General features: G+C 53.4%; 31 protein-coding genes. All 31 read right to left on the bottom strand.

Annotation, left to right across the window (positions count from 1 at the left end):
• Positions 1-3 precede the first annotated feature (3 nt).
• A complete protein-coding gene (locus ABFZ83_RS03685; RefSeq protein WP_411818078.1) occupies positions 4-1,308 on the bottom strand; it encodes a replication-associated recombination protein A in 1,305 nt (434 codons plus the stop codon).
• A 29-nt stretch (positions 1,309-1,337) separates the two neighbouring features.
• Positions 1,338-3,071, bottom strand: a complete 1,734-nt coding sequence (locus tag ABFZ83_RS03680; protein ID WP_411818077.1) for a SulP family inorganic anion transporter — start codon at positions 3,069-3,071, stop codon at positions 1,338-1,340.
• 67 nt (positions 3,072-3,138) lie between these two features.
• Positions 3,139-4,599: a DegQ family serine endoprotease gene (locus ABFZ83_RS03675; RefSeq protein WP_411818076.1), complete on the bottom strand. Its 1,461-nt coding sequence runs from the start codon at positions 4,597-4,599 to the stop codon at positions 3,139-3,141.
• A gap of 95 nt (positions 4,600-4,694) precedes the next feature.
• Positions 4,695-5,132: a 50S ribosomal protein L17 gene (gene rplQ / locus ABFZ83_RS03670; protein ID WP_411818075.1), complete on the bottom strand. Its 438-nt coding sequence runs from the start codon at positions 5,130-5,132 to the stop codon at positions 4,695-4,697.
• A 34-nt stretch (positions 5,133-5,166) separates the two neighbouring features.
• Positions 5,167-6,177, bottom strand: a complete 1,011-nt coding sequence (locus ABFZ83_RS03665; protein ID WP_411818800.1) for a DNA-directed RNA polymerase subunit alpha — start codon at positions 6,175-6,177, stop codon at positions 5,167-5,169.
• 47 nt (positions 6,178-6,224) lie between these two features.
• Positions 6,225-6,620: a 30S ribosomal protein S11 gene (rpsK, locus tag ABFZ83_RS03660; protein ID WP_411818074.1), complete on the bottom strand. Its 396-nt coding sequence runs from the start codon at positions 6,618-6,620 to the stop codon at positions 6,225-6,227.
• Between the two features lie 12 nt (positions 6,621-6,632).
• Complete coding sequence (rpsM, locus tag ABFZ83_RS03655) at positions 6,633-7,001, bottom strand: 30S ribosomal protein S13 (protein ID WP_411818073.1); 369 nt, start codon at positions 6,999-7,001, stop codon at positions 6,633-6,635.
• A gap of 224 nt (positions 7,002-7,225) precedes the next feature.
• A complete protein-coding gene (locus ABFZ83_RS03650; RefSeq protein WP_411818072.1) occupies positions 7,226-7,822 on the bottom strand; it encodes an adenylate kinase in 597 nt (198 codons plus the stop codon).
• Positions 7,819-9,159, bottom strand: a complete 1,341-nt coding sequence (gene secY / locus ABFZ83_RS03645; RefSeq protein ID WP_411818071.1) for a preprotein translocase subunit SecY — start codon at positions 9,157-9,159, stop codon at positions 7,819-7,821. Before secY ends, ABFZ83_RS03650 begins: the two co-directional genes overlap by 4 nt.
• Positions 9,160-9,298: 139 nt before the next feature.
• A complete protein-coding gene (gene rplO, locus ABFZ83_RS03640; RefSeq protein ID WP_411818070.1) occupies positions 9,299-9,778 on the bottom strand; it encodes a 50S ribosomal protein L15 in 480 nt (159 codons plus the stop codon).
• A gap of 98 nt (positions 9,779-9,876) precedes the next feature.
• Positions 9,877-10,065 (bottom strand): 50S ribosomal protein L30, encoded by a 189-nt coding sequence (gene rpmD / locus ABFZ83_RS03635; RefSeq protein WP_411818069.1) that lies wholly within the window; start codon positions 10,063-10,065, stop codon positions 9,877-9,879.
• A gap of 11 nt (positions 10,066-10,076) precedes the next feature.
• Positions 10,077-10,655, bottom strand: coding sequence for a 30S ribosomal protein S5 (rpsE, locus tag ABFZ83_RS03630; protein ID WP_411818068.1), 579 nt, complete (start codon positions 10,653-10,655; stop codon positions 10,077-10,079).
• Positions 10,656-10,667: 12 nt separating this feature from the next.
• On the bottom strand, positions 10,668-11,033 hold the full coding sequence (gene rplR, locus ABFZ83_RS03625; RefSeq protein ID WP_411818067.1) for a 50S ribosomal protein L18: 366 nt from the start codon (positions 11,031-11,033) through the stop codon (positions 10,668-10,670).
• A 26-nt stretch (positions 11,034-11,059) separates the two neighbouring features.
• Entirely contained in the window at positions 11,060-11,593 is a 534-nt protein-coding gene (gene rplF / locus ABFZ83_RS03620; protein WP_411818066.1) for a 50S ribosomal protein L6, read from the bottom strand.
• A 19-nt stretch (positions 11,594-11,612) separates the two neighbouring features.
• Positions 11,613-12,011, bottom strand: coding sequence for a 30S ribosomal protein S8 (gene rpsH, locus ABFZ83_RS03615; protein WP_411818065.1), 399 nt, complete (start codon positions 12,009-12,011; stop codon positions 11,613-11,615).
• Positions 12,012-12,026: 15 nt separating this feature from the next.
• Positions 12,027-12,332 carry a 30S ribosomal protein S14 gene (gene rpsN, locus ABFZ83_RS03610; RefSeq protein WP_411818064.1) on the bottom strand — a complete coding sequence of 102 codons (306 nt, stop codon included), beginning with the start codon at positions 12,330-12,332 and terminating at the stop codon, positions 12,027-12,029.
• Between the two features lie 56 nt (positions 12,333-12,388).
• Positions 12,389-12,949 carry a 50S ribosomal protein L5 gene (rplE, locus tag ABFZ83_RS03605; protein WP_411818063.1) on the bottom strand — a complete coding sequence of 187 codons (561 nt, stop codon included), beginning with the start codon at positions 12,947-12,949 and terminating at the stop codon, positions 12,389-12,391.
• Positions 12,942-13,256: a 50S ribosomal protein L24 gene (gene rplX / locus ABFZ83_RS03600; protein ID WP_411818062.1), complete on the bottom strand. Its 315-nt coding sequence runs from the start codon at positions 13,254-13,256 to the stop codon at positions 12,942-12,944. Before rplX ends, rplE begins: the two co-directional genes overlap by 8 nt.
• Complete coding sequence (rplN, locus tag ABFZ83_RS03595; RefSeq protein WP_411818061.1) at positions 13,256-13,624, bottom strand: 50S ribosomal protein L14; 369 nt, start codon at positions 13,622-13,624, stop codon at positions 13,256-13,258. The genes rplX and rplN overlap by 1 nt, the downstream gene beginning before the upstream one ends.
• A 75-nt stretch (positions 13,625-13,699) precedes the next feature.
• A complete protein-coding gene (gene rpsQ / locus ABFZ83_RS03590; protein ID WP_411818060.1) occupies positions 13,700-13,942 on the bottom strand; it encodes a 30S ribosomal protein S17 in 243 nt (80 codons plus the stop codon).
• A 12-nt stretch (positions 13,943-13,954) separates the two neighbouring features.
• Positions 13,955-14,155 (bottom strand): 50S ribosomal protein L29, encoded by a 201-nt coding sequence (gene rpmC / locus ABFZ83_RS03585; RefSeq protein WP_411818059.1) that lies wholly within the window; start codon positions 14,153-14,155, stop codon positions 13,955-13,957.
• 12 nt (positions 14,156-14,167) lie between these two features.
• Positions 14,168-14,581 carry a 50S ribosomal protein L16 gene (gene rplP / locus ABFZ83_RS03580; protein ID WP_411818058.1) on the bottom strand — a complete coding sequence of 138 codons (414 nt, stop codon included), beginning with the start codon at positions 14,579-14,581 and terminating at the stop codon, positions 14,168-14,170.
• Positions 14,582-14,614: 33 nt separating this feature from the next.
• Positions 14,615-15,316: a 30S ribosomal protein S3 gene (rpsC, locus tag ABFZ83_RS03575; protein WP_411818057.1), complete on the bottom strand. Its 702-nt coding sequence runs from the start codon at positions 15,314-15,316 to the stop codon at positions 14,615-14,617.
• Positions 15,316-15,696 (bottom strand): 50S ribosomal protein L22, encoded by a 381-nt coding sequence (rplV, locus tag ABFZ83_RS03570; protein ID WP_411818056.1) that lies wholly within the window; start codon positions 15,694-15,696, stop codon positions 15,316-15,318. Before rplV ends, rpsC begins: the two co-directional genes overlap by 1 nt.
• A gap of 2 nt (positions 15,697-15,698) precedes the next feature.
• A complete protein-coding gene (gene rpsS / locus ABFZ83_RS03565; protein WP_369313989.1) occupies positions 15,699-15,977 on the bottom strand; it encodes a 30S ribosomal protein S19 in 279 nt (92 codons plus the stop codon).
• 15 nt (positions 15,978-15,992) lie between these two features.
• Entirely contained in the window at positions 15,993-16,829 is an 837-nt protein-coding gene (rplB, locus tag ABFZ83_RS03560; RefSeq protein WP_411818055.1) for a 50S ribosomal protein L2, read from the bottom strand.
• Positions 16,830-16,843: 14 nt separating this feature from the next.
• Complete coding sequence (locus ABFZ83_RS03555) at positions 16,844-17,158, bottom strand: 50S ribosomal protein L23 (protein ID WP_411818054.1); 315 nt, start codon at positions 17,156-17,158, stop codon at positions 16,844-16,846.
• A complete protein-coding gene (gene rplD / locus ABFZ83_RS03550) occupies positions 17,155-17,772 on the bottom strand; it encodes a 50S ribosomal protein L4 (protein ID WP_411818053.1) in 618 nt (205 codons plus the stop codon). The genes ABFZ83_RS03555 and rplD overlap by 4 nt, the downstream gene beginning before the upstream one ends.
• Positions 17,772-18,563 (bottom strand): 50S ribosomal protein L3, encoded by a 792-nt coding sequence (rplC, locus tag ABFZ83_RS03545; RefSeq protein ID WP_411818052.1) that lies wholly within the window; start codon positions 18,561-18,563, stop codon positions 17,772-17,774. The genes rplD and rplC overlap by 1 nt, the downstream gene beginning before the upstream one ends.
• A gap of 13 nt (positions 18,564-18,576) precedes the next feature.
• A complete protein-coding gene (gene rpsJ / locus ABFZ83_RS03540) occupies positions 18,577-18,888 on the bottom strand; it encodes a 30S ribosomal protein S10 (protein ID WP_369313984.1) in 312 nt (103 codons plus the stop codon).
• A 97-nt stretch (positions 18,889-18,985) separates the two neighbouring features.
• Positions 18,986-20,161, bottom strand: coding sequence for an elongation factor Tu (gene tuf / locus ABFZ83_RS03535; RefSeq protein ID WP_411818051.1), 1,176 nt, complete (start codon positions 20,159-20,161; stop codon positions 18,986-18,988).
• Positions 20,162-20,180: the final 19 nt, after the last annotated feature.

Genomic DNA, 20,180 nt, shown 5'->3' with positions numbered 1-20,180 from the left:
CACTTATTCTTTTTCGCGCCGCTTGCGTTCCCAATATTGCAGGCGTTTGGCGATTTCCTTATCAAAGCCAAATTGTGTTGGCTCATAGAATTTTGTGCGTGGCAGGTCCTCAGGGAAATAATTTAATCCCGCAAACCCGTCTTCCGTATCGTGATCATAAACATAGCCGTCAGAATAGCCGAGTGACTTCATCAGCTTTGTCGGTGCGTTCATGGCGTGCGGCGGCGGCGGCAAAGAACCGGTTTCGCGCGCCAATGCTTTCGCCTTTTTAAATGCTGCATAGGCGCGGTTCGATTTCGGCGCACTTGCAAGATAAGCCACCAATTGTCCGAGCGCGATTTCACCCTCGGGCTGGCCTAGAAACTCAAACGCATTTTTCGCGGCAACGGCCATCGGCAAGGCTTGCGGGTCTGCATTTCCGATATCCTCAGACGCGATAACAACAAGCCGCCTGAAGATAAATTTCGGATCTTCGCCGCCGACCACCATTCGGGCTGCCCAATAAAGTGCGGCATCAACATCGGAGCCGCGAATTGATTTTTGTAGTGCGCTCGCAAGATTGTAATGCGACTCCTGGCCTTTATCATAAACCGGCGCGCGGCGCTGCACGATCGCACCCAGCTCGCTAACTTCAATCGGTTTTCGGTCCTTAGGCTCCGCTAGAATTTCTTCAGCGAGATTGAGTGAAAACCGCCCATCGCCATCGGCCATGATGGCCAACGCTTTTCGCGCTTCTTCCGTAAGCGGTAATTTTCGGCCCGATTCTTTTTCCGCCCGCTGAAACAATCGTTCAATCGCGTCTTCGTCCAACCGCTTTAGCGTAAAGACCTGCGCGCGCGATAATAAGGCGGCGTTTAATTCAAAAGACGGGTTTTCCGTCGTAGCACCGATAAGCGTAATCACACCGGCTTCGACATGGGGGAGAAACCCGTCTTGCTGAGCTTTGTTAAACCGATGGATCTCATCGACAAATAATAGCGTTCCCTGCCCCGCCGAACGGCGCGCTTTTGCCCTGTCAAAAACTTTCCGTAAATCAGCGACCCCGGTAAAAATCGCCGAGATCTGTTCGAATTCCAGGTTCGCCTCGGTGGCCAATAAACGCGCTATCGTCGTCTTGCCGACGCCCGGCGGTCCCCACAAAATCAACGAAGACAAGCGCTGCGTATCGAGCATTCGCCGCAGCGGTGCACCGGCCCCTAAAAGGTGGTCTTGACCGACGACTTCGCTAAGCGATTCCGGGCGCAAACGATCGGCCAACGGGCGCGGTGCGTCTTTTTCAAATCCAGCATTGGCGAACAGGTCTGACATATGGGCTCATGATCGCTTTCCGGCGGCGATCAAGAAGCCGTCTTCGAAGCGTTTATTGTCTCTCGCGCCGATAAAACTGCGGCAGCGACACTTTCTTCATAACATACTAACGGTGGCAAAATTCCATTCGCCTTTAAATCGCGTTCAACTTCGCGCGATGCACCACTTATATAAAGCGTGACCCCGCTTTTTGCGACCTTTCGCGCAAATCCTTCGATGGTTTGCGCGCCGGTGGAATCGACCAGCGGGACCTGCGCAAAATCCAATATAAGCGCGCGCTTTTGATCGGCCAGATTATCGAAGGCCGCACCGAGGGACGCTGCCGCCCCAAAGAAAAACGCCCCCCTGATCCGATAGACCGCTATGGCCGGGTCATGGGCAAGATCGGCCTCAAAGGGTTGCTGCGTTCGTTCGTCGTCATCGGCCTGATCGTCGGGCACCAAGGGTATATGGGCGGCGACCGTCGTTGCGTTTGACATTCGGTGGATGAACATCACTGACCCCAAGGCAAATCCGATGACAATGGCCTCCGTCAGATCCCGGAAGATCGTCAGACCAAGGGTGGTCAAAAGAACGACGAGGTCACCGCGCGATGCCTTTAAAAGCGATACGAAAGCTTCTTTTTCGATCATGTTCCACGCGACCATAACGAGGACCCCGGCAAGGCTCGCGAGTGGAATGAACGACGCTAACGGTGCCGCAACGACGATAAACACGAGAATAAAAATCGCGTGTAAGACCCCCGCAAAGGGGCTGCGCGCGCCCGCTCGGATATTCGTTGCGGTACGGGCAATGGTGCCGGTCACGCAGATCCCGCCAAAAAGCGGCGACACGATATTCGCAGCGCCCTGCGCCACCAATTCGCAATTCGACCGGTGCCGTCGTCCGGTCATGCCATCGGCTACGACAGCGGACAAAAGCGATTCAATTGCGCCCAATAAGGCAAGTGCAAAAGCACTGGGCAGCATCTCGATGACTTTTGCCGTGGTGATCACCGGCAATGCAGGCACGGGCAGTGACGAAGGGATGCCGCCAAATTTCGATCCGATTGTTTCGACCGGCAGCCCAAACCACCCCGCCGCGATTGCGCCGCCTGTTACCGCGATTAACATTCCGGGCAAGGAGGGTTTGAACCGTTGCAAAGCAGCGATCACGGCAATGGTCCCGACTGATAAGCCAATCGCAGCCATATTCGCTGTATCTCGCACTTCCCAAAGCGCAGGGATTTTTTCGGCAAATTCCAGCGGTTCCGGGCCGATTACTGTCAGCCCTAAAAGGTCTTTTAGCTGGCTCGTCAAAATTAGCGCCGCAATACCGACCGTGAATCCGACTGTCACCGGAAAGGGAATGAATTTGATATAGGTTCCCAGGCGGAAAAAACCGATCGCCATGAGCATGAACCCGGCCATGATTGTCGCTAAGAACAGCCCGTCCATACCGTGTTGATGCACAATTGACGCGACCAACACGATGAACGCGCCCGCCGGGCCACCGATTTGAAACCGGCTTCCCCCTAATAGAGAGACGATGAAACCGCCAATCGCCGCTGTATATAGCCCTTGCGCCGGCGAGGCACCCGACGCGATAGCGATCGCCATGGATAAGGGGAGCGCAACAATCGCGACGGTGAGACCAGCGATCAGATCAGCCCGCAGCGCCGATGCGTCATACCCTTCGCGCAGCACCGTAACGATCTTCGGGGTGAACAAATCTTTGAAACTTGTGCCCGGTTGCGGCGCGCTGTTTTGGGTAATCGCAGTCATTTAAGAGGACAATCTATTGATAACCGCCCCCTCGCGGTGCCTGATTGATCGTGCATGGTGTCGGACCTTATCTGCCGACGCGCCACGGTACAACGCGGCCGCCCGTATCGATTTCAATTTCCCAGCTGGTGCGCGGCTTGGCGATCTCTCGCGCAAGTTCCGCCGAGGTTCGGACATTCACTCCGTTAACGGAGAGAATTTTATGCCCCGGCCGAAGCCCGCGCCGTGAGGCGAATGAGCGGGATTGCACCTCAGCCACAACCACCCCCGTCGATAACGGATCAAGCCCGATTTCCTCGTTATAGCGCGGCGAAAGATTATCAACCGTAACGCCATTCAGCGGGTGTTGCCCGTCGAGCGTTCGCGGATCACGCGCTGGTGTTTCCGGCGGCAGGCTTAGTTTTACTTTCGCGGTCCGGGTCTTGCCGTTGCGCAGATAAACCACATCGGCGGTGTCACCTTCGTTCGTAACCCCAATGCGATATTGCAATGTTTGCGCGTCATAGACCGGCTGGCCATCAACCTCGATGATTACATCACCCGGTTCGATGCCGCCAAGATCGGCTGGGCCGCGCCGCCAAACATCGTCAATGATCGCCCCTGCGGGCCGGTCGAGCTTCAGCGCTTTTGCAAGGTCTGATGTAACCGTGCTGCTAGAGGCACCAAGCCATGGCCGGACAAGCGCATTACCACTAATGGCCGATTTAATGACTTGCTGAACAAGCCGGGACGGGATCGCAAAACCGATCCCGTTAGAGCCGCCCGAGCGGGAATAAATCGCCGTGTTGACCCCGACCAGACGTCCGTCAATATCGATCAGTGCACCGCCGGAATTACCGGGATTGATGGCCGCATCCGTTTGGATGAAAAACTGATAGTCAGAGACCGATACCGCCGTGCGCGCAAGCGCAGAGATAATCCCGTTGGTCACGGTCTGACCGACGCCAAAAGGATTACCAATGGCCAAAACTACATCACCGACCTGAATGGAATCAGAGTTTGCGAAGCTTAGATAAGGCAATGGTTCGTCAACATCGACCCGTAAAACCGCAAGGTCCGTTTGGGGATCAGCGAGGACAAGCTCGGCCTTGAATTCGCGGCGATCATTGAGCACAACCTTGATTTCGGTCATGCCCTCGATCACGTGATTATTCGTAACGACCACACCATCGGGGCTAACGATGACACCAGAACCGAGCGCATTTTGAACGCGCTCACGCGGGGCACCCATATTCCCGCCAAAGAACCGTTCAAAGAATGGATCCCCTGCAAATGCACTGCGCTGTTTGACCACGCGGCTTGTATAGATGTTCACAACCGCAGGCGCGGCGCGTTCAACCACGGGCGCAAATGAAAGCTTCACCTCCGCCATTGATTGCGGCACAGCGCGCGGCGAAGACGCGATCGTCGCGCCGTCCATCTCTTCTATCGTTGGCTGAGCGTCGTCATTGCCCGGTGCCGGCTGTGCACAAGCGGCGGAAAGCAACAGAGAAAAACACGCCACTGAGGCAGTTATTACGCGTATCATCGTCGAGACCTCCACAAACGAAAGAACGCGCAGAGTTTACCACCCTGCGCGTCCTTTATTCAATCGAGCATTCGCATACGCGAACACCTCAATTCCTATTCGTCATCATCCTGATCAACAGCGATGACAGGACCTGAATCCTGACCTTTTGCGCTTTCGTCGCGATCAACAAATTCGATCACAGCAAGCGGCGCATTATCGCCATAGCGGAAACCCGCTTTCATGATGCGGATATAACCGCCATCACGCTCGGAATAGCGAGGACCAAGCGTATCAAACAGCTTCTTCGCCATATCCTTATCGCGGATACGAGCAACCGCCAGACGCCGCAGGTGCAACGCACGATCACTATCTTTGTCGGCATGCTTCGCCATTGTCACAAGCTTTTCAACGATCGGCCGAAGCTCTTTTGCTTTCGGCAGCGTCGTCGTGATCTGCTCGTGCTTGATAAGCGCGCAAGCCATGTTTGCGAACATCGCTTTGCGGTGCTCATGGGTGCGGTTTAGTTTTCTTTGCGCCAACCCGTGTCGCATGGCTTTTTCTCCTTACGCTGACAACCTGTCAGTCTTATTCATCAAACTTTTTCGCGAGCTCTTCGATGTTTTCTGGAGGCCAGTCAGGCACATCCATACCAAGATGCAACCCTAGACCTGCGAGAACTTCTTTGATCTCGTTTAGTGATTTACGGCCAAAATTCGGTGTACGAAGCATTTCCGCTTCGGTTTTCTGGATCAGATCGCCAATATAAACGATATTGTCGTTCTTGAGGCAGTTAGCAGAGCGAACTGAAAGCTCCAGCTCGTCAACCTTACGCAGCAATGCCGGGTTGAACGGAAGCTCCTCGCGAGCATCTGTACCAGTGTCTTTTGTAGGTTCATCAAAATTGATGAAGATCTGAAGCTGGTCCTGCAGGATCCGCGCCGCGTAAGCAACCGCATCATCAGGTGAAAGCGAACCGTCGGTTTCAACTTCCATCACCAGCTTGTCGTAATCAAGAACCTGACCTTCACGTGTGTTTTCAACGCGGTAAGAAACGCGGTTCACAGGTGAATAAAGGCTATCAATCGGAATAAGACCAATTGGCGCGTCTTCCGGACGGTTCTGCTCAGCAGGTGCATAGCCCTTGCCGGTATTGACCGTCAGTTCCATGCGCAGATTTGCACCCTGATCGAGGTGGCAGATCACATGGTCTTTGTTGAGAATGTCGACAGACGATGTCTCTTCGATGTCAGCAGCTGTCACAACGCCTGGCGTGTCCTTTTTGAGGACAAGACGCTTAGGACCGTCTGCATGCATACGGATCGCCAGCTGTTTTACATTGAGGACGATGTCAGTAACGTCTTCACGAACACCCGGGATCGATGAAAACTCATGAACCACGCCATCGATCTGTAGCGACGTAACCGCAGCACCCTGAAGCGATGACATCAGGATACGGCGCAGACCGTTACCAAGCGTAAGACCAAAACCGCGCTCCAATGGTTGCGCAGTGATAGTCGCCTTACGGCTTGCATCAACACCCGGCGAAACTTCCAGTTTCGTTGGGCGGATCAATTCCAGCCAGTTCTTTTCGAGAATGTTTGTTGAATCCATGTTTGGATCGCTCTCTCTATTCAGTAGGATGATTAAACGCGGCGACGCTTGCGAGGGCGGCAACCATTATGCGGGATCGGCGTAACGTCACGAATGATCGTAACCGTCAGACCAGCCGCTTGTAGCGCCCGCAAAGCACTTTCCCGACCAGAACCGGGACCACGAACTTCTACGCTTACTGTCTGGAGACCGTGCTCCATTGCTTTTTTCGCTGCGTCTTCTGCTGCGAGCTGAGCCGCATAAGGAGTAGACTTACGCGAACCCTTAAAACCCATTCCGCCAGCTGATGACCAGGAAATCGCATTTCCCTGTTCGTCGCTGATCGTGATCATGGTGTTGTTGAATGATGAATTCACATGGACAACACCAGTCGTGATATTTTTGCGCTCACGACGTCTGACGCGCGTATTTGCAGCTGCTTTCGCCATCTGGGTCTATCCTTATTTCTTCTTACCGGCGATCGGCTTAGCCGGGCCTTTGCGCGTACGCGCGTTAGTGTGTGTGCGCTGGCCACGAACCGGCAAACCACGACGATGGCGAAGACCGCGATAGCAGCCCTGATCCATCAAACGTTTGATGTTGACCGCAACCTCACGGCGAAGGTCACCTTCAACCATATAGTCGCCGTCGATTGTTTCACGGATCTGAAGAACTTCAGCATCCGATAATTCGTTGACGCGGCGCTCGGCCGTAATGCCAACTTTTTCACAAATTTCGTTCGCCTTCGCCGGACCAATGCCGTGAATATAGCGGAGCGCGATGCATACGCGCTTGTTCGTCGGGATATTGACACCTGCAATACGGGCCACGGATGTAGTTCCTTTTCGTTCGTTCTCCGCCCTCATTCTCGGCCGGGCAGGCCGTAATCTAAGTGTGGTCGCCCAGATCAGGCCCAAAAGCGGACCATTAACCCAAGCAACGAAGCCCGCGACGGCGCGCACAAAAAAGGCGGCGCCGAGCGAGCTCAGTCTCCTTAAGGCGGAGAGCGCGTAGATATAGCCGCGTTCCCCTTCCCGTCAACCGTTTTCAGTACTTATTTCGTCGTACTGATTGGGTCGAGAATTGCTTCGATCTCAGAAGACACAGTTTTCACTGGTGCCATGCCGTCAATCGAGCGCAATTTGCCCTGATCCGCATAAAACGGGATCAGTGGAGCCGTCTCATCGCGATATACGCCGAGGCGTTTCGCAAATGTCTCTTCATTATCGTCAGCGCGTGGGGTTTCGCCCCGCGCTTTGGTCTCTTGGATGCGGGTCCGCAGCCGTTCAATCAGCGCGCCCTCATCGACCTGTAACTCTATAACAACGTCAATTTCCCGGCCTTTTTTAGCGAGAATGCCTCCAAGCATCTCTGCTTGGCGCACTGTCCGCGGGAATCCGTCAAGGAGAAAGCCCTCGGCGCAGTCCTCGGCCTCGATCCGCTCTTCGACGATCGCGGCGACGATTTCGTCAGATACGAGGTTGCCCGCATCCATTACCGCTTTCGCCTTTAGGCCAATCGCTGTTTCTGCCTTAACTGCCGCGCGGAGCATATCGCCCGTAGACAATTGCGGAATACCGTAGCGCTCAACGATATGCTTCGCCTGTGTGCCTTTACCGGCTCCGGGCGGCCCTAGAAAAATTACGATCACCGACGCCCCCCGCGAAGCTTGGATTTCTTAATCAGGCTCTCATATTGCTGAGCCACCAGATGGCCTTGAATCTGAGAAACCGTGTCCAAAGTCACCGAGACCACGATCAATAGGGACGTCCCGCCAATATAGACCGGAATCGACTGGCTATAACTCGCCTTGAGGACTTCAGGTAAAATACAGACAAAGGTCAGATAAAGCGCGCCAATCGCCGTCAGACGGGTAAGCACATAATCAAGATATTCCGCCGTACGCGCACCGGGACGATAGCCCTGAACGAAACCGCCATATTTTTTGAGGTTGTCAGCAACGTCTTCAACATTGAACACAACGGACGTGTAGATGAAGGTGAAACCGATAATCAGCGCTGCATAAAGCGCGATATAGCTCGGGCGGCCGGGCGCAAAGAAATAGGTCAGCGTCTGGAGCCATTCTGGAGACCCCTCACCCACAGCACCGGCAGCCGTCGCTGGCAGCAGCAACAGAGACGATGCGAAGATCGGCGGAATAACACCAGATACGTTGAGTTTCAGCGGGAGATGCGATTTCTCGCCCTGTGTCATCCGCTGGCCAACCTGACGACGCGGATATTGCACTAGAATACGGCGCTGCGAGCGTTCCATAAAGACAACAAACGCAATCAAAGCGAGCGCCAAAGCGGCAATAATCAAAATTGCGCCGCCACCAATACCTGCGCCCGTACGGCCCTGATCGAGAAGACCCGCAATCGCGCGTGGAAGCTCAGCCACAATACCAGCGAAGATGATCAGCGAGACACCGTTACCGACACCGCGCGCCGTAATCTGCTCGCCGAGCCACAACAGGAACATCACCCCGCCTACAAGCGTAATCGTTGTGGTCGCAAGGAAATATGGCCCAGGATTGATGACCGTTCCGGCCTGCCCCATCAAGCTGACGGCGATGAAATAGCCCTGCATGGTTGCAAGGAACACTGTCAGATAACGGGTATATTGATTGATCTGGCGACGCCCCTGCTCGCCCTCTTTCTTGATGGCTTCAAGCGATGGAATAACCGCAGACATCAACTGCATGATGATAGACGCAGAGATGTAGGGCATGATGTTGAGGGCGAAAATCGCCATACGCTCAACCGCGCCACCAGCGAAAATATTCAGCGTACCCAAAAGGCCGCCTTGCTGGCTTTGGAAGCCCTGACTGAACGCGACAGGGTCAATCCCCGGGATCGGCACAAATGTACCGAGGCGGTAAACGATCAACGCGCCAAGCGTGAACAGCAAACGCTTCTTCAGCTCTTCTGCCTTCGCAAAAGAAGCAAGATTAATGTTAGAGGCGAATTGTTCCGCTGCTGACGTCATTTCAGTCTATCACCCGCTCGTCTTCCCCCGGTGCACAAAATGGGGGCATTTTGGCAATGGCGAGAGGAATTATGGTTAAAGCCCAATCGCCATGTGGCGGTTGCGGTCACAAACCGCAACCCCAAAAAAGGCCGGAGCCTTATTCGCCAGCTTTCTTGCTGGCTTCAACCGTGACAGTGCCGCCAGCTTTTTCGACAGCAGCTTTTGCGCCTGCAGAAGCGTGGGCGACAACGAGATTGAGTTTCGCTGAAAGCTCACCAACGCCAAGAAGACGTACGCCGTCCTTCGCGCGGCGAACAACACCGGCAGCGACCAGAGCAGCAGCATCAATTGAATTCGCTGCGTCGAGCTTGCCTGCGTCTACAGCCTGCTGGATACGGCCAATATTGACTTCAGCAAATGCAGCCCGGTTTGGCTTATTGAAGCCACGCTTCGGCAAGCGCATGTAAAGCGGCATCTGGCCACCTTCATAAGCGCGGATGCCAGAAACACCTGAGCGTGATTTTTGACCTTTGACGCCGCGTCCGCCGGTTTTGCCCTTACCAGAGCCAATACCGCGACCAACCCGAATCCGAGTTTTACGCGCGCCTTTATTGTCGGAAAGTTCGTTTAGTTTCATGTCATGTCCTCGACTTGCGACGACCAGTTCTCAGTAAAAAGAACCGCCGCCTCGCCTATAAAATGGCCCCTTATGGGGCCAGAAAAGTTGTCGATATACTATTCGCCAACAATTTCAACCAGATGCGACACTTTTTTGATCATGCCGCGGACCGCAGGCGTATCTTCTAGCTCACGCTCACGGCCGATTTTGTTGAGACCAAGCCCAACCAGCGTTGCGCGCTGGTCTGCTGGGCGACGGATCGGGCTGCCAGTCTGGCGAACCTTCAATGTTTTCTTCTGCGCCATGATCTATTCCTTTAGGCAGCGTCAGCAGCGCCAGCGTCAGAATTGCGACCGCGATTGCCAAGAATGTCGGAGACTTTCTTGCCGCGCTTCGCAGCCATCGAACGTGGGCTGGATTGATTTTTCAGTGCGTCAACAGTTGCGCGAACCATGTTGTATGGGTTCGAAGAACCGAGTGACTTCGCAACAACGTCCTGAACACCGAGTGTTTCGAAAATTGCACGCATTGGACCACCGGCAATGATACCGGTTCCAGGAGGCGCTGAGCGAAGGACAACTTTACCTGCACCCCAGCGGCCTGATGCGTCGTGATGCAACGTACGGCCTTCACGCAATGGAACACGAACGAGGTTACGTTTCGCTTCCTGCGTTGCCTTACGGATCGCCTCAGGCACCTCGCGGGCTTTACCCTTACCAAAGCCAACACGGCCTTTTTGGTCGCCAACGACGACGAGTGCAGCAAAACCAAAGTTCTTACCGCCCTTGACCACTTTCGCAACACGATTAATCGCGACTAGGCGATCAACGAATTCATCGCGCTCTTCACGTTCATTTCTGCCGCGACCGCGACCGCGTCCTTCTTCACGCGCCATGTCGTTTACTCCCTAGAATTTAAGACCGGACTCGCGCGCGGCTTCCGCAAGCGCCTTAATCCGACCGTGATAAATATAACCGCCGCGATCAAACACGACATTCTCGACCCCTGCTTTGGTTGCCCGTTCTGCCAAAACCTTACCGATTTTCGCAGCAGCATCCTTGTCAGAGCCCTTGCCCAATTCCTTGCGCATATCAGGTTCGAGTGTTGATGCTGACGCTAGCGTCTTGCCAGCAACATCATCAATGATCTGCGCAGAGATGTTTTTAGACGAACGGAACACAGAGAGACGTGGACGGTTACTTGATACCCGTGCAATCTTTCCTCTTGTGCGGCTCGCCCGCGAGTTCAAATTTTTTCTCTTCTTATCGGCCATTGCCCGATTTCCTTGTCCGCCAAGCGTTACTTCTTCTTACCTTCTTTACGGAAGATATATTCATCAGCGTATTTCACGCCTTTGCCTTTGTAAGGCTCTGGCGGACGGAACGCGCGGATCTCCGCAGCGGCCTGTCCAACCTTTTGTTTGTCGATACCAGACAAAACGATTTCCGTCTGCTTTGGCACCGCAATCTTGACACCCTCTGGTGCCGGATAGTCGATGTCGTGGCTGTAACCGAGCGCCAGGCTCAGCGCTGAGCCTTTCATCTGCGCGCGATAACCAACGCCGACGAGTTCGAGTGTCTTGGTGAACTCATTCGCAACGCCATGAATCATGTTGGCGATCTGCGTACGGCTCATTCCCCACTGCGAACGTGCAGGCTTGGAATCGTTGACCGGTGTCACCGAGACTTCGTTGTTGTCGAGCGCGACCTTACAAAGATCCGTTACGACGAATTCGAGTTCGCCTTTCGGACCTTTTGCTTTCACCGTCTGCCCATCAACCGTGACCGTTACGCCACTTGGGACCGGGATCGCTTTTTTACCGATGCGGGACATGGTTTTTTGCTCCCTGGCCTTAGTAAACTTCGCAAAGCACTTCGCCGCCAACATTGGCGTCGCGTGCTGCTGCGTCTGACATGACGCCCTTAGGTGTCGAGACAATAGAAATCCCTAGACCATTGCGGACAGTCGACAAATCGCGAACCGACGAATAAACGCGGCGGCCCGGCTTGGATACGCGCTTGATCTTTTGGATCACGGGCGCACCTTCATAATATTTCAGCTCTACGTCAAAGCTTGGCTTTTCACCGTCTTTTTCAACACGAGAATAGCCGCGGATGTAACCTTCAGCTTCAAGGACGTCGAGAACCCAACCGCGAAGCTTGGACGCTGGCACATTCATTGTCGAATGGCGACGCATCTGAGCGTTGCGGATCCGTGTGATCAAATCGCCGACAGGATCATTAATAGACATTGTTCTTCGGCTCCCTTACCAGCTGGATTTCACAAGGCCAGGAATCTTCCCAGCCGAACCAAGTTGACGAAGTGAAATCCGCGACATCTTGAGCTTGCGATAGTAACCACGTGGACGACCGGTCACGAGGCAGCGATTGCGAATGCGGGTCTTCGACGAATTCCGTGGAAGCTCAGCAAGCTTTAGCGCTGCGATGAAACGATCCTCGCCTGGCTGATCTTGATCTTTAATGATCGCCTTCAACCGGTTGCGTTTGGACTCAAACTTTTTCGCCATGCGGCGGCGCTTAAGATCGCGCTCCACCATTGCTTTTTTGGCCATTCTATCTCCTTCTCAAGCTGGTTTCCGCGAAATGCGGACCTTGCCTAATGCCTTTTCTATTTACGGAACGGGAAGTTCAGTTCCCGAAGAAGTTCACGCGCTTCGTCGTCAGTCCGCGCTGTTGTGCAAACGATGATGTCCATACCCCGGATCTTGTCGACTTTGTCGTAATCAATTTCCGGAAAAACGATATGTTCTTTCAGGCCCATTGCGTAATTGCCGCGACCATCAAAGCTTTTTGGATTCAGACCGCGGAAGTCACGAACGCGCGGCAGCGCAATCGTCACCAGACGATCAAGGAATTCAAACATCCGGTCTTTACGCAAAGTCACCTTCGCACCAACCGCCATGCCTTCACGCAGTTTAAAACCAGCGATCGACTTTTTGGCTTTGGTCACAACAGGCTTTTGACCCGCGATAAGCGTTAGATCCTGAATAGCAGCATCAACCGCTTTACGATCATTCACCGCGTCGCCAACCCCCATATTGATGACAACTTTTTCAAGCTGCGGTGTCATCATGACGTTGGAGTAGTTGAACTTGTCGTTCAACTTGCCACGGATGGTTTCGTTATAAAGCGTCTTAAGACGCGGAGTGTATGTTTGTGCTTCAGCCATCGATGACCTCACCCGACGCCTTAGCGACGCGTACTTTCTTTCCGTCTTCAACTTTAAAACCAACGCGGGTCGCTTTGCCGGTTGAAGGATCTTTCAATGCAACATTCGAAATGTGCATTGACGCTTCGCGCGTGATGATCCCGCCTTGTTCGGTTTGCGTTTGGCGCTGATGCTTTTTCACAAGGTTTACACCGCGGACGATCACGCGATCTTCCTTTGGCAATACCTTGATGACTTCGCCGTCTGCGCCGCGGTCTTTACCGGCAAGCACGACGACTTTGTCGCCTTTTTTAATCTTCGCAGCCATTACAGCACCTCCGGCGCGAGCGACACGATCTTCATGTGCTTGGAAGCGCGAAGTTCGCGCGTCACTGGGCCAAAGATACGTGTGCCAACTGGTTCTTTGTTATTGTTGATAAGAACAGCAGCGTTGTTATCAAAACGGATGACAGTGCCGTCCTTACGCTTAATGTCTTTCGCAGTGCGAACGACAACAGCCTTCATGACCTGGCCTTTTTTCACGCGACCACGCGGAATAGCTTCCTTTACGGAAACAACGATGATGTCGCCTACGCCAGCATATCTACGCTTCGCGCCGCCAAGCACTTTGATGCACTGAACGCGCTTAGCGCCAGAATTGTCGGCTACGTCCAAATTTGTTTGCATCTGGATCATGGTGATCCTCCTGATGGGCTCCTGGCCCGATGTTTAACTCTCAATTCGCTTCGGTTTTTACCTTGACGAACTAACCTATTCTTTCGAGCCGAGCCCGATCACTTCCCAGCGCTTAAGCTTGGATTTTGGTGCACATTCCTGAATGCGAACGAGATCACCTACTTTGAACTCGTTTTTCTCATCATGGGCGTGAAAGCGGTTCGAACGACGAACAACTTTTTTGTACAATGGATGCGTGAACATACGTTCGACGCGAACAACCACTGTCTGTTCGCCTTTGTCGCTGACTACAGCGCCTTGAAGGATGCGTTTGGGCATGTGTGCGTCTCTTTAATTAGCGTTTGCCCGGCGTTTTTCGCCGAGTATGGTTTTAATGCGCGCAATATCATGGCGAACTTCGCTGATCCGCGCGGTTTTCTCTAGCTGACCAGACGCTTTTTGAAAGCGCAGGTTAAACTGTTCTTTGCGGAGCTGAAGAAGGCGGTCCTTCAGCTCATCTGTTGTCATATCGCGTGCTTCGCTGGCGTTCATCGAATTCGTCCTTTATTCGCCAATGCGCGTCACAATGCGCGTTTTGATCGGCAATTTCGCGGCACCAAGTTGAAGTGCTTCACGAGCGACTTCGTCACTTACGCCATCGATTTCAAACATGATCCGGCCGGGCTTTACTTTCGCTGCCCAGAATTCGACCGAACCCTTACCTTTACCCATCCGAACCTCGGTAGGTTTTTTGGTAACCGGCACATCAGGGAAGATCCGGATCCATACACGGCCTTGACGTTTCATTGCACGGGTGATCGCACGACGTGTCGCTTCGATCTGGCGTGCAGTGACGCGCTCAGGCTGCACCGCTTTCAGGCCATGCGACCCAAAGTTAAGGTCTGAGCCGCCTTTCGCGACGCCTTTGATCCGCCCTTTGAACTGTTTGCGGTATTTTGTTTTTTTCGGCTGCAGCATTGCTCAGTCGCCTCCAAATCCCTTCTGTCGCGATTAATTGTTACGCGACTGATTGACACCGCCGGTTTGCGCTTCAATCAAACGTTTTTCCTGACCCAGCGGATCGTGTTCCATGATCTCGCCTTTGAAGATCCAGACCTTGATACCGATGGCACCGTAAGTCGTCTGCGCCGTTGCGACACCGTAATCGATATCCGCACGCAGCGTATGAAGCGGCACGCGACCTTCGCGGTACCATTCCATCCGCGCGATCTCTGCGCCGCCAAGACGACCAGAAACATTCACACGAATACCAAGGCCGCCCATGCGCTGTGCTGTCTGCATCGCGCGCTTCATCGCACGACGGAAAGCAACACGGCGCTCAAGCTGCTGCGCAATGTTTTCTGCAACGAGTGTCGCATCAACTTCTGGCTTACGGATCTCAACAATGTTCAGAACCGTTTCAGACGAAGACAATTTCGAAAGCTCCTGACGAAGCTTTTCAATGTCCGCACCTTTTTTACCGATCACAACACCAGGACGCGCAGTATAAATCGTTACACGGCACTTCTTGTGTGGGCGCTCGATGATGATCCGAGAAACACCAGCTTGCTGCAGGCGCTTTTCAAGATACTTCCGGATAGCGAGGTCTTCGTGAAGAAGATCACCATACGCCGCTTTACCGGCGAACCAACGAGAGTCCCAAGTACGGTTGATACCGAGACGCAGGCCGATAGGATTAACTTTCTGACCCATTAAGCGGCCTCCTCGACTTCTTTCACGACGATCGTGATTTCGGAAAACGGCTTAAGAATTTTACCGGTGCGGCCGCGCGCACGAGCGCGCCAACGCTTCATCACCATATTCTTGCCGACAAATGCCTGATCCACGACCAGAGAATCGATATCCAGATCATGGTTGTTCTCTGCGTTCGCAATCGCGCTCTCAAGAACTTTCTTTACGTTCTGCGCAACACGTTTGCGCGAAAAAGTCAGTTCCGCGAGGGCTTTTTCAACTGGCATGCCGCGAATGAGCTGAGCAACAAGGTTCAGCTTTTGTGGCGATGTGCGGATCAAACGGCCTTTTGCCATTGCCTGCTGCTCGCCGACGCGACGGGGATTTTTGCTCTGCCCCATGACTACTTCCTCTTCGCTTTCTTGTCCGCACCGTGACCGTAGTAAGTCCGGGTTGGAGAGAACTCGCCGAATTTGTGGCCGACCATGTCTTCAGTGACATGGACAGGAATAAATTTCTGACCGTTGTAAACGTTGAAAGTCAGTCCAACGAATTGCGGCAGGATGGTTGAGCGGCGTGACCAGGTTTTGACCCCGCCTTTGTGTTTTCCGTCCTGGCTCTCTTCTGCTTTTTTCAGAAGATAACGATCGATGAACGGGCCTTTCCAGACTGAACGTGGCATGTCTTTTACTCCGGCCTATTTCTTCTTCCGCGCATGACGCGAGCGCAGAATGAGTTTGTCAGTTTTCTTGTTCTTGCGGGTCTTGGCACCTTTAGTCGGCTTACCCCAAGGCGTAACCGGATGACGACCACCCGACGTACGACCTTCACCACCACCATGCGGGTGATCGACAGGGTTCATCACAACACCACGTACCGAAGGACGCTTGCCTTTGTGACGGTTGCGACCAGCTTTACCAATCGACTGGTTCATGTGGTCCGGGTTTGAAACCGCACCGACAGTCGCCATGCATTCACCTGGGATCAAGCGAACTTCGCCAGACTGCAAACGAACCTGCGCCATGCCGCTGTCGCGACCGACGAGCTGAACATATGCACCAGCTGACCGTGCGATCTGACCGCCCTTGCCCGGCTTCATTTCGACGTTGTGAACGATCGTTCCCACAGGGATCGATTTAAGCGGCATCGCATTGCCCGGCTTAACGTCGACTTTTTCGCCGGCGATGACTTTATCACCCTGCTTCAGACGTTGCGGCGCAAGAATGTAAGCCTGCTCACCATCGAGATATTTGACCAAAGCGATAAAAGCTGTCCGGTTTGGATCATATTCCAAACGCTCAACTTTCGCTTCGATATCAAATTTACGACGTTTGAAGTCGATAATCCGATAAGTCTTCTTCGCGCCACCACCACGACGACGCATTGTGATACGTCCGGTGTTATTGCGTCCGGCGCTTTCCGTCAGGCCTTCAGTCAGCGATTTGACAGGTTTACCCTTCCAAAGTTCGCTGCGGTCCACCAGCACAAGCTGGCGGCGGCCCGGAGTCGTCGGATTGAATTTTTTCAATGCCATTGGTCTTACCCGCCTTAAAGTCCGGTCGTCACGTCGATCGAGTGACCTTCTTCGAGAGTCACGACCGCTTTTTTCACTGTAGAGCGCGTATAACCACGCCCGCGGAACTGCTTGTTTTTGCCCTTAACGCGCAAAGTGTTGACGGCTTTCACCTTCACTTTGAACAGAGCTTCAACCGCTTCCTTGATTTCCGGCTTCGTCGCTTCCAATGGCGTTTGGAAAACAACCTGGTTGTTCTCCGCAGCAATCGTCGACTTCTCCGTAATCACGGGAGCAATCAGCGTATTGTAATGGGCCTCAACGACCCCGGTTTCCGATTTATTGCTCATTTGAGACGCGCCTCCAGGCCTTCAACTGCTGCCTTGGTCAGAACGAGCTTCTCCTTGCGCAGAATGTCGTAAACATTCGCGCCAACGACAGGAAGAAGATCAATGCCCGGCAGGTTACGCGCTGCAAGACCGAACTGTTCGTCGATGCTCGCATCCATAATCAAAGCATTGCCGATATTCAGCTTTTCAAATGCTGCCGCAACTGCCTTGGTTTTCGTGTCAGCGAATTTCGCTTCGTCGATAACGATCAGTGAACCGTCAGCAACTTTTGCAGACAAGGCATGCTTAAGAGCCAGACGACGCACCTTTTTAGGCAGATCGATTGCATGGCTACGCGGACGTGGGCCGTGCGCTTTACCGCCACCACGGAACTGCGGCGCAGCCCGGTTACCGTGACGAGCACCGCCGCCGCCTTTCTGACGACCGAATTTCTTCGAGGTCGCAGCGACTTCGTTACGCTCTTTCGCGTGGTGCGTACCCTGCTGACGCTTCGCAAGTTGATAAACGACACAACGGTGCAGAATATCTTTGCGCGGCTCCAGACCGAAGATCGCATCGTCGAGATCGATCGAGCCAGCCTTGCTGTTATCAATTTTGAGGACGTCGGTTTTCATTATTCGTCCCCTTCTTTCTTCGTTGCTTCTGGGTTCTCTACCGGCGCACCTTCTGCAACCATTTCGGCTTCAGCAGACGCAGGCGTCGGGCTATCAACATTCTCTTCCTCAGCCTTCAACTCTTTAAGAGCCGCTGGCGTAGGAACATCAGCAGGTGTCGGGCGCTTCACAGCATCCTTAATCAACACCCAGCCGCCTTTAGGGCCAGGAACAGCGCCGCGGATCAAAATCAAACCGCGATCTGCGTCCGTACGAACAACTTCGAGGTTCTGTGTCGTAACGCGCGTTGCACCCATTTGACCGGCCATCTTCTTACCTTTGAAGACCTTACCCGGATCCTGACACTGACCAGTCGAACCATGCGAACGGTGCGAAATCGAAACACCGTGCGATGCACGCAAGCCACCAAAATTATGGCGCTTCATCGCACCGGCAAAACCTTTACCGATTGAGGTGCCGGTTACGTCCACCTTCTGACCAACCAAGAAGTGTTCGGCTGAAAGCTCAGCACCCACATCAACAAGGTTCTCTTCAGAAACACGGAACTCGGCGAGCTTCATTTTCGGCTCAACATTTGCTTTCGCAAAATAGCCGCGCTCAGCTTTATTCACGCGCTTGGCTTTCTTGGCACCAGCGCCCAACTGAACGGCCGTGTAGCCGTTCTTTTCTTCTGTGCGCTGACCAACGACCTGACAGGCCTCCAGTTGCATCACAGTGACAGGCAGATGCTGACCTTCCGCATTAAATATGCGGGTCATGCCCATCTTTTTCGCAATTATTCCCGTGCGCATTTTCAAATGCTCCTTAAGCGCCCAACTTGATTTCGACATCGACACCAGCCGAGAGGTCGAGTTTCATAAGCGCGTCAACCGTTTGTGGCGTCGGATCGACGATGTCGAGCATGCGCTTGTGTGTGCGCATCTCAAATTGTTCACGGCTCTTCTTATCGATGTGTGGCGACCGGTTAACGGTGTAACGCTCGATACGTGTCGGTAGCGGGATCGGCCCGCGAACGTTCGCGCCGGTGCGTTTCGCCGTATTGACGATTTCCAACGTCGAAGCGTCGAGCACGCGATGATCAAACGCTTTGAGCCTAATGCGGATATTCTGTTGCATGGTTCTACGCTTCGCTTTTCGTGAAATTCTTGTTCATTACTTTAAGAGTCGAAAGCGCGGGCCGCCTTAGCAGCGGCCCGCACCGGTTATCTAGATGTTACTCAACGATCTTGGCGACGATACCAGCACCAACCGTGCGGCCACCTTCGCGGATCGCAAAGCGGAGTTTATCTTCCATAGCAACAGGAACGATAAGCTCTACGTTCACTTCAACATTGTCGCCCGGCATAACCATTTCCGTGCCTTCGTTCAGCGTAACAACGCCGGTCACGTCAGTCGTACGGAAGTAGAACTGTGGGCGGTAATTCGTGAAGAATGGCGTGTGACGGCCACCTTCTTCTTTGGTGAGGATGTAGGCCTCAGCAACGAATTTCGTGTGTGGTGTAACAGAACCTGGCTTACAAAGAACCTGACCGCGCTCAACGCCATCACGCTCGATACCACGAAGAAGAACACCAACGTTGTCACCAGCTTCACCGCGATCAAGCAGCTTGCGGAACATTTCAACACCAGTACAGGTGGTTTTCTTGGTGTCGCGGATACCAACGATTTCAAGTTCGTCACCGACGTTAACAACGCCACGCTCAACACGACCGGTTACAACCGTACCACGACCTGAGATCGAGAACACATCTTCGATTGGAAGCAGGAATGGCTGATCGACTGGACGCTCAGGTGTTGGGATGTAGCTATCAACAGCTTCCATAAGCTGCTTGATTGATTCCGCGCCAATTTCTGGATCGCGATCTTCGATAGCTGCAAGCGCAGAACCTTTGATGATCGGAATATCGTCGCCTGGGAAGTCGTATGAAGAAAGAAGCTCACGAACTTCCATCTCGACGAGCTCGAGAAGCTCTTCATCGTCAACCTGGTCAACTTTGTTGAGGTAAACAACGATCGCAGGAACACCAACCTGGCGAGCAAGAAGAATGTGCTCACGTGTCTGTGGCATAGGACCGTCAGCTGCGTTCACAACGAGGATCGCGCCGTCCATCTGCGCAGCACCCGTGATCATGTTTTTCACGTAGTCAGCGTGACCTGGGCAGTCAACGTGTGCGTAGTGGCGGTTCTCAGTTTCATATTCAACGTGTGCAGTTGAAATGGTGATGCCACGTGCTTTTTCTTCCGGTGCAGCGTCGATCTGGTCGTACGCTTTAAAGTCACCAAAATATTTGGTGATCGCAGCCGTCAAAGTAGTTTTACCATGGTCAACGTGGCCAATTGTACCGACGTTGGCATGTGGTTTTGTGCGTTCAAACTTTTCTTTCGACATTTCACTTCTCTCCGTCTTC

The sequence above is a fragment of the Hyphococcus formosus genome (genome assembly GCF_046736345.1).
Lineage (GTDB): Bacteria > Pseudomonadota > Alphaproteobacteria > Caulobacterales > Parvularculaceae > Hyphococcus > Hyphococcus formosus.
The sequence above is the reverse complement of the archived record's forward strand: the minus strand, read 5'-3'. Positions and strand labels throughout refer to the sequence as shown.

Excerpts from the sequence above, each read along its gene's own strand:
- ABFZ83_RS03685 (WP_411818078.1), bottom strand. The coding sequence starts at position 1,308 with ATGTCAGACCTGTTCGCCAATGCTGGATTTGAAAAAGACGCACCGCGC.
- ABFZ83_RS03680 (WP_411818077.1), bottom strand. The coding sequence starts at position 3,071 with ATGACTGCGATTACCCAAAACAGCGCGCCGCAACCGGGCACAAGTTTC.
- ABFZ83_RS03675 (WP_411818076.1), bottom strand. The coding sequence starts at position 4,599 with ATGATACGCGTAATAACTGCCTCAGTGGCGTGTTTTTCTCTGTTGCTT.
- rplQ (WP_411818075.1), bottom strand. The coding sequence starts at position 5,132 with ATGCGACACGGGTTGGCGCAAAGAAAACTAAACCGCACCCATGAGCAC.
- rpsK (WP_411818074.1), bottom strand. The coding sequence starts at position 6,620 with ATGGCGAAAGCAGCTGCAAATACGCGCGTCAGACGTCGTGAGCGCAAA.
- secY (WP_411818071.1), bottom strand. The coding sequence starts at position 9,159 with ATGACGTCAGCAGCGGAACAATTCGCCTCTAACATTAATCTTGCTTCT.
- rplO (WP_411818070.1), bottom strand. The coding sequence starts at position 9,778 with ATGAAACTAAACGAACTTTCCGACAATAAAGGCGCGCGTAAAACTCGG.
- rpmD (WP_411818069.1), bottom strand. The coding sequence starts at position 10,065 with ATGGCGCAGAAGAAAACATTGAAGGTTCGCCAGACTGGCAGCCCGATC.
- rpsE (WP_411818068.1), bottom strand. The coding sequence starts at position 10,655 with ATGGCGCGTGAAGAAGGACGCGGTCGCGGTCGCGGCAGAAATGAACGT.
- rplR (WP_411818067.1), bottom strand. The coding sequence starts at position 11,033 with ATGGCCGATAAGAAGAGAAAAAATTTGAACTCGCGGGCGAGCCGCACA.
- rplF (WP_411818066.1), bottom strand. The coding sequence starts at position 11,593 with ATGTCCCGCATCGGTAAAAAAGCGATCCCGGTCCCAAGTGGCGTAACG.
- rpsH (WP_411818065.1), bottom strand. The coding sequence starts at position 12,011 with ATGTCTATTAATGATCCTGTCGGCGATTTGATCACACGGATCCGCAAC.
- rpsN (WP_411818064.1), bottom strand. The coding sequence starts at position 12,332 with ATGGCCAAAAAAGCAATGGTGGAGCGCGATCTTAAGCGCCGCCGCATG.
- rplE (WP_411818063.1), bottom strand. The coding sequence starts at position 12,949 with ATGGCTGAAGCACAAACATACACTCCGCGTCTTAAGACGCTTTATAAC.
- rplX (WP_411818062.1), bottom strand. The coding sequence starts at position 13,256 with ATGGCTGCGAAGATTAAAAAAGGCGACAAAGTCGTCGTGCTTGCCGGT.
- rplN (WP_411818061.1), bottom strand. The coding sequence starts at position 13,624 with ATGATCCAGATGCAAACAAATTTGGACGTAGCCGACAATTCTGGCGCT.
- rpsQ (WP_411818060.1), bottom strand. The coding sequence starts at position 13,942 with ATGCCCAAACGCATCCTTCAAGGCGCTGTAGTCAGCGACAAAGGCGAA.
- rpmC (WP_411818059.1), bottom strand. The coding sequence starts at position 14,155 with ATGAACGCCAGCGAAGCACGCGATATGACAACAGATGAGCTGAAGGAC.
- rplP (WP_411818058.1), bottom strand. The coding sequence starts at position 14,581 with ATGCTGCAGCCGAAAAAAACAAAATACCGCAAACAGTTCAAAGGGCGG.
- rpsC (WP_411818057.1), bottom strand. The coding sequence starts at position 15,316 with ATGGGTCAGAAAGTTAATCCTATCGGCCTGCGTCTCGGTATCAACCGT.
- rplV (WP_411818056.1), bottom strand. The coding sequence starts at position 15,696 with ATGGGGCAGAGCAAAAATCCCCGTCGCGTCGGCGAGCAGCAGGCAATG.
- rpsS (WP_369313989.1), bottom strand. The coding sequence starts at position 15,977 with ATGCCACGTTCAGTCTGGAAAGGCCCGTTCATCGATCGTTATCTTCTG.
- rplB (WP_411818055.1), bottom strand. The coding sequence starts at position 16,829 with ATGGCATTGAAAAAATTCAATCCGACGACTCCGGGCCGCCGCCAGCTT.
- ABFZ83_RS03555 (WP_411818054.1), bottom strand. The coding sequence starts at position 17,158 with ATGAGCAATAAATCGGAAACCGGGGTCGTTGAGGCCCATTACAATACG.
- rplD (WP_411818053.1), bottom strand. The coding sequence starts at position 17,772 with ATGAAAACCGACGTCCTCAAAATTGATAACAGCAAGGCTGGCTCGATC.
- rplC (WP_411818052.1), bottom strand. The coding sequence starts at position 18,563 with ATGCGCACGGGAATAATTGCGAAAAAGATGGGCATGACCCGCATATTT.
- rpsJ (WP_369313984.1), bottom strand. The coding sequence starts at position 18,888 with ATGCAACAGAATATCCGCATTAGGCTCAAAGCGTTTGATCATCGCGTG.
- tuf (WP_411818051.1), bottom strand. The coding sequence starts at position 20,161 with ATGTCGAAAGAAAAGTTTGAACGCACAAAACCACATGCCAACGTCGGT.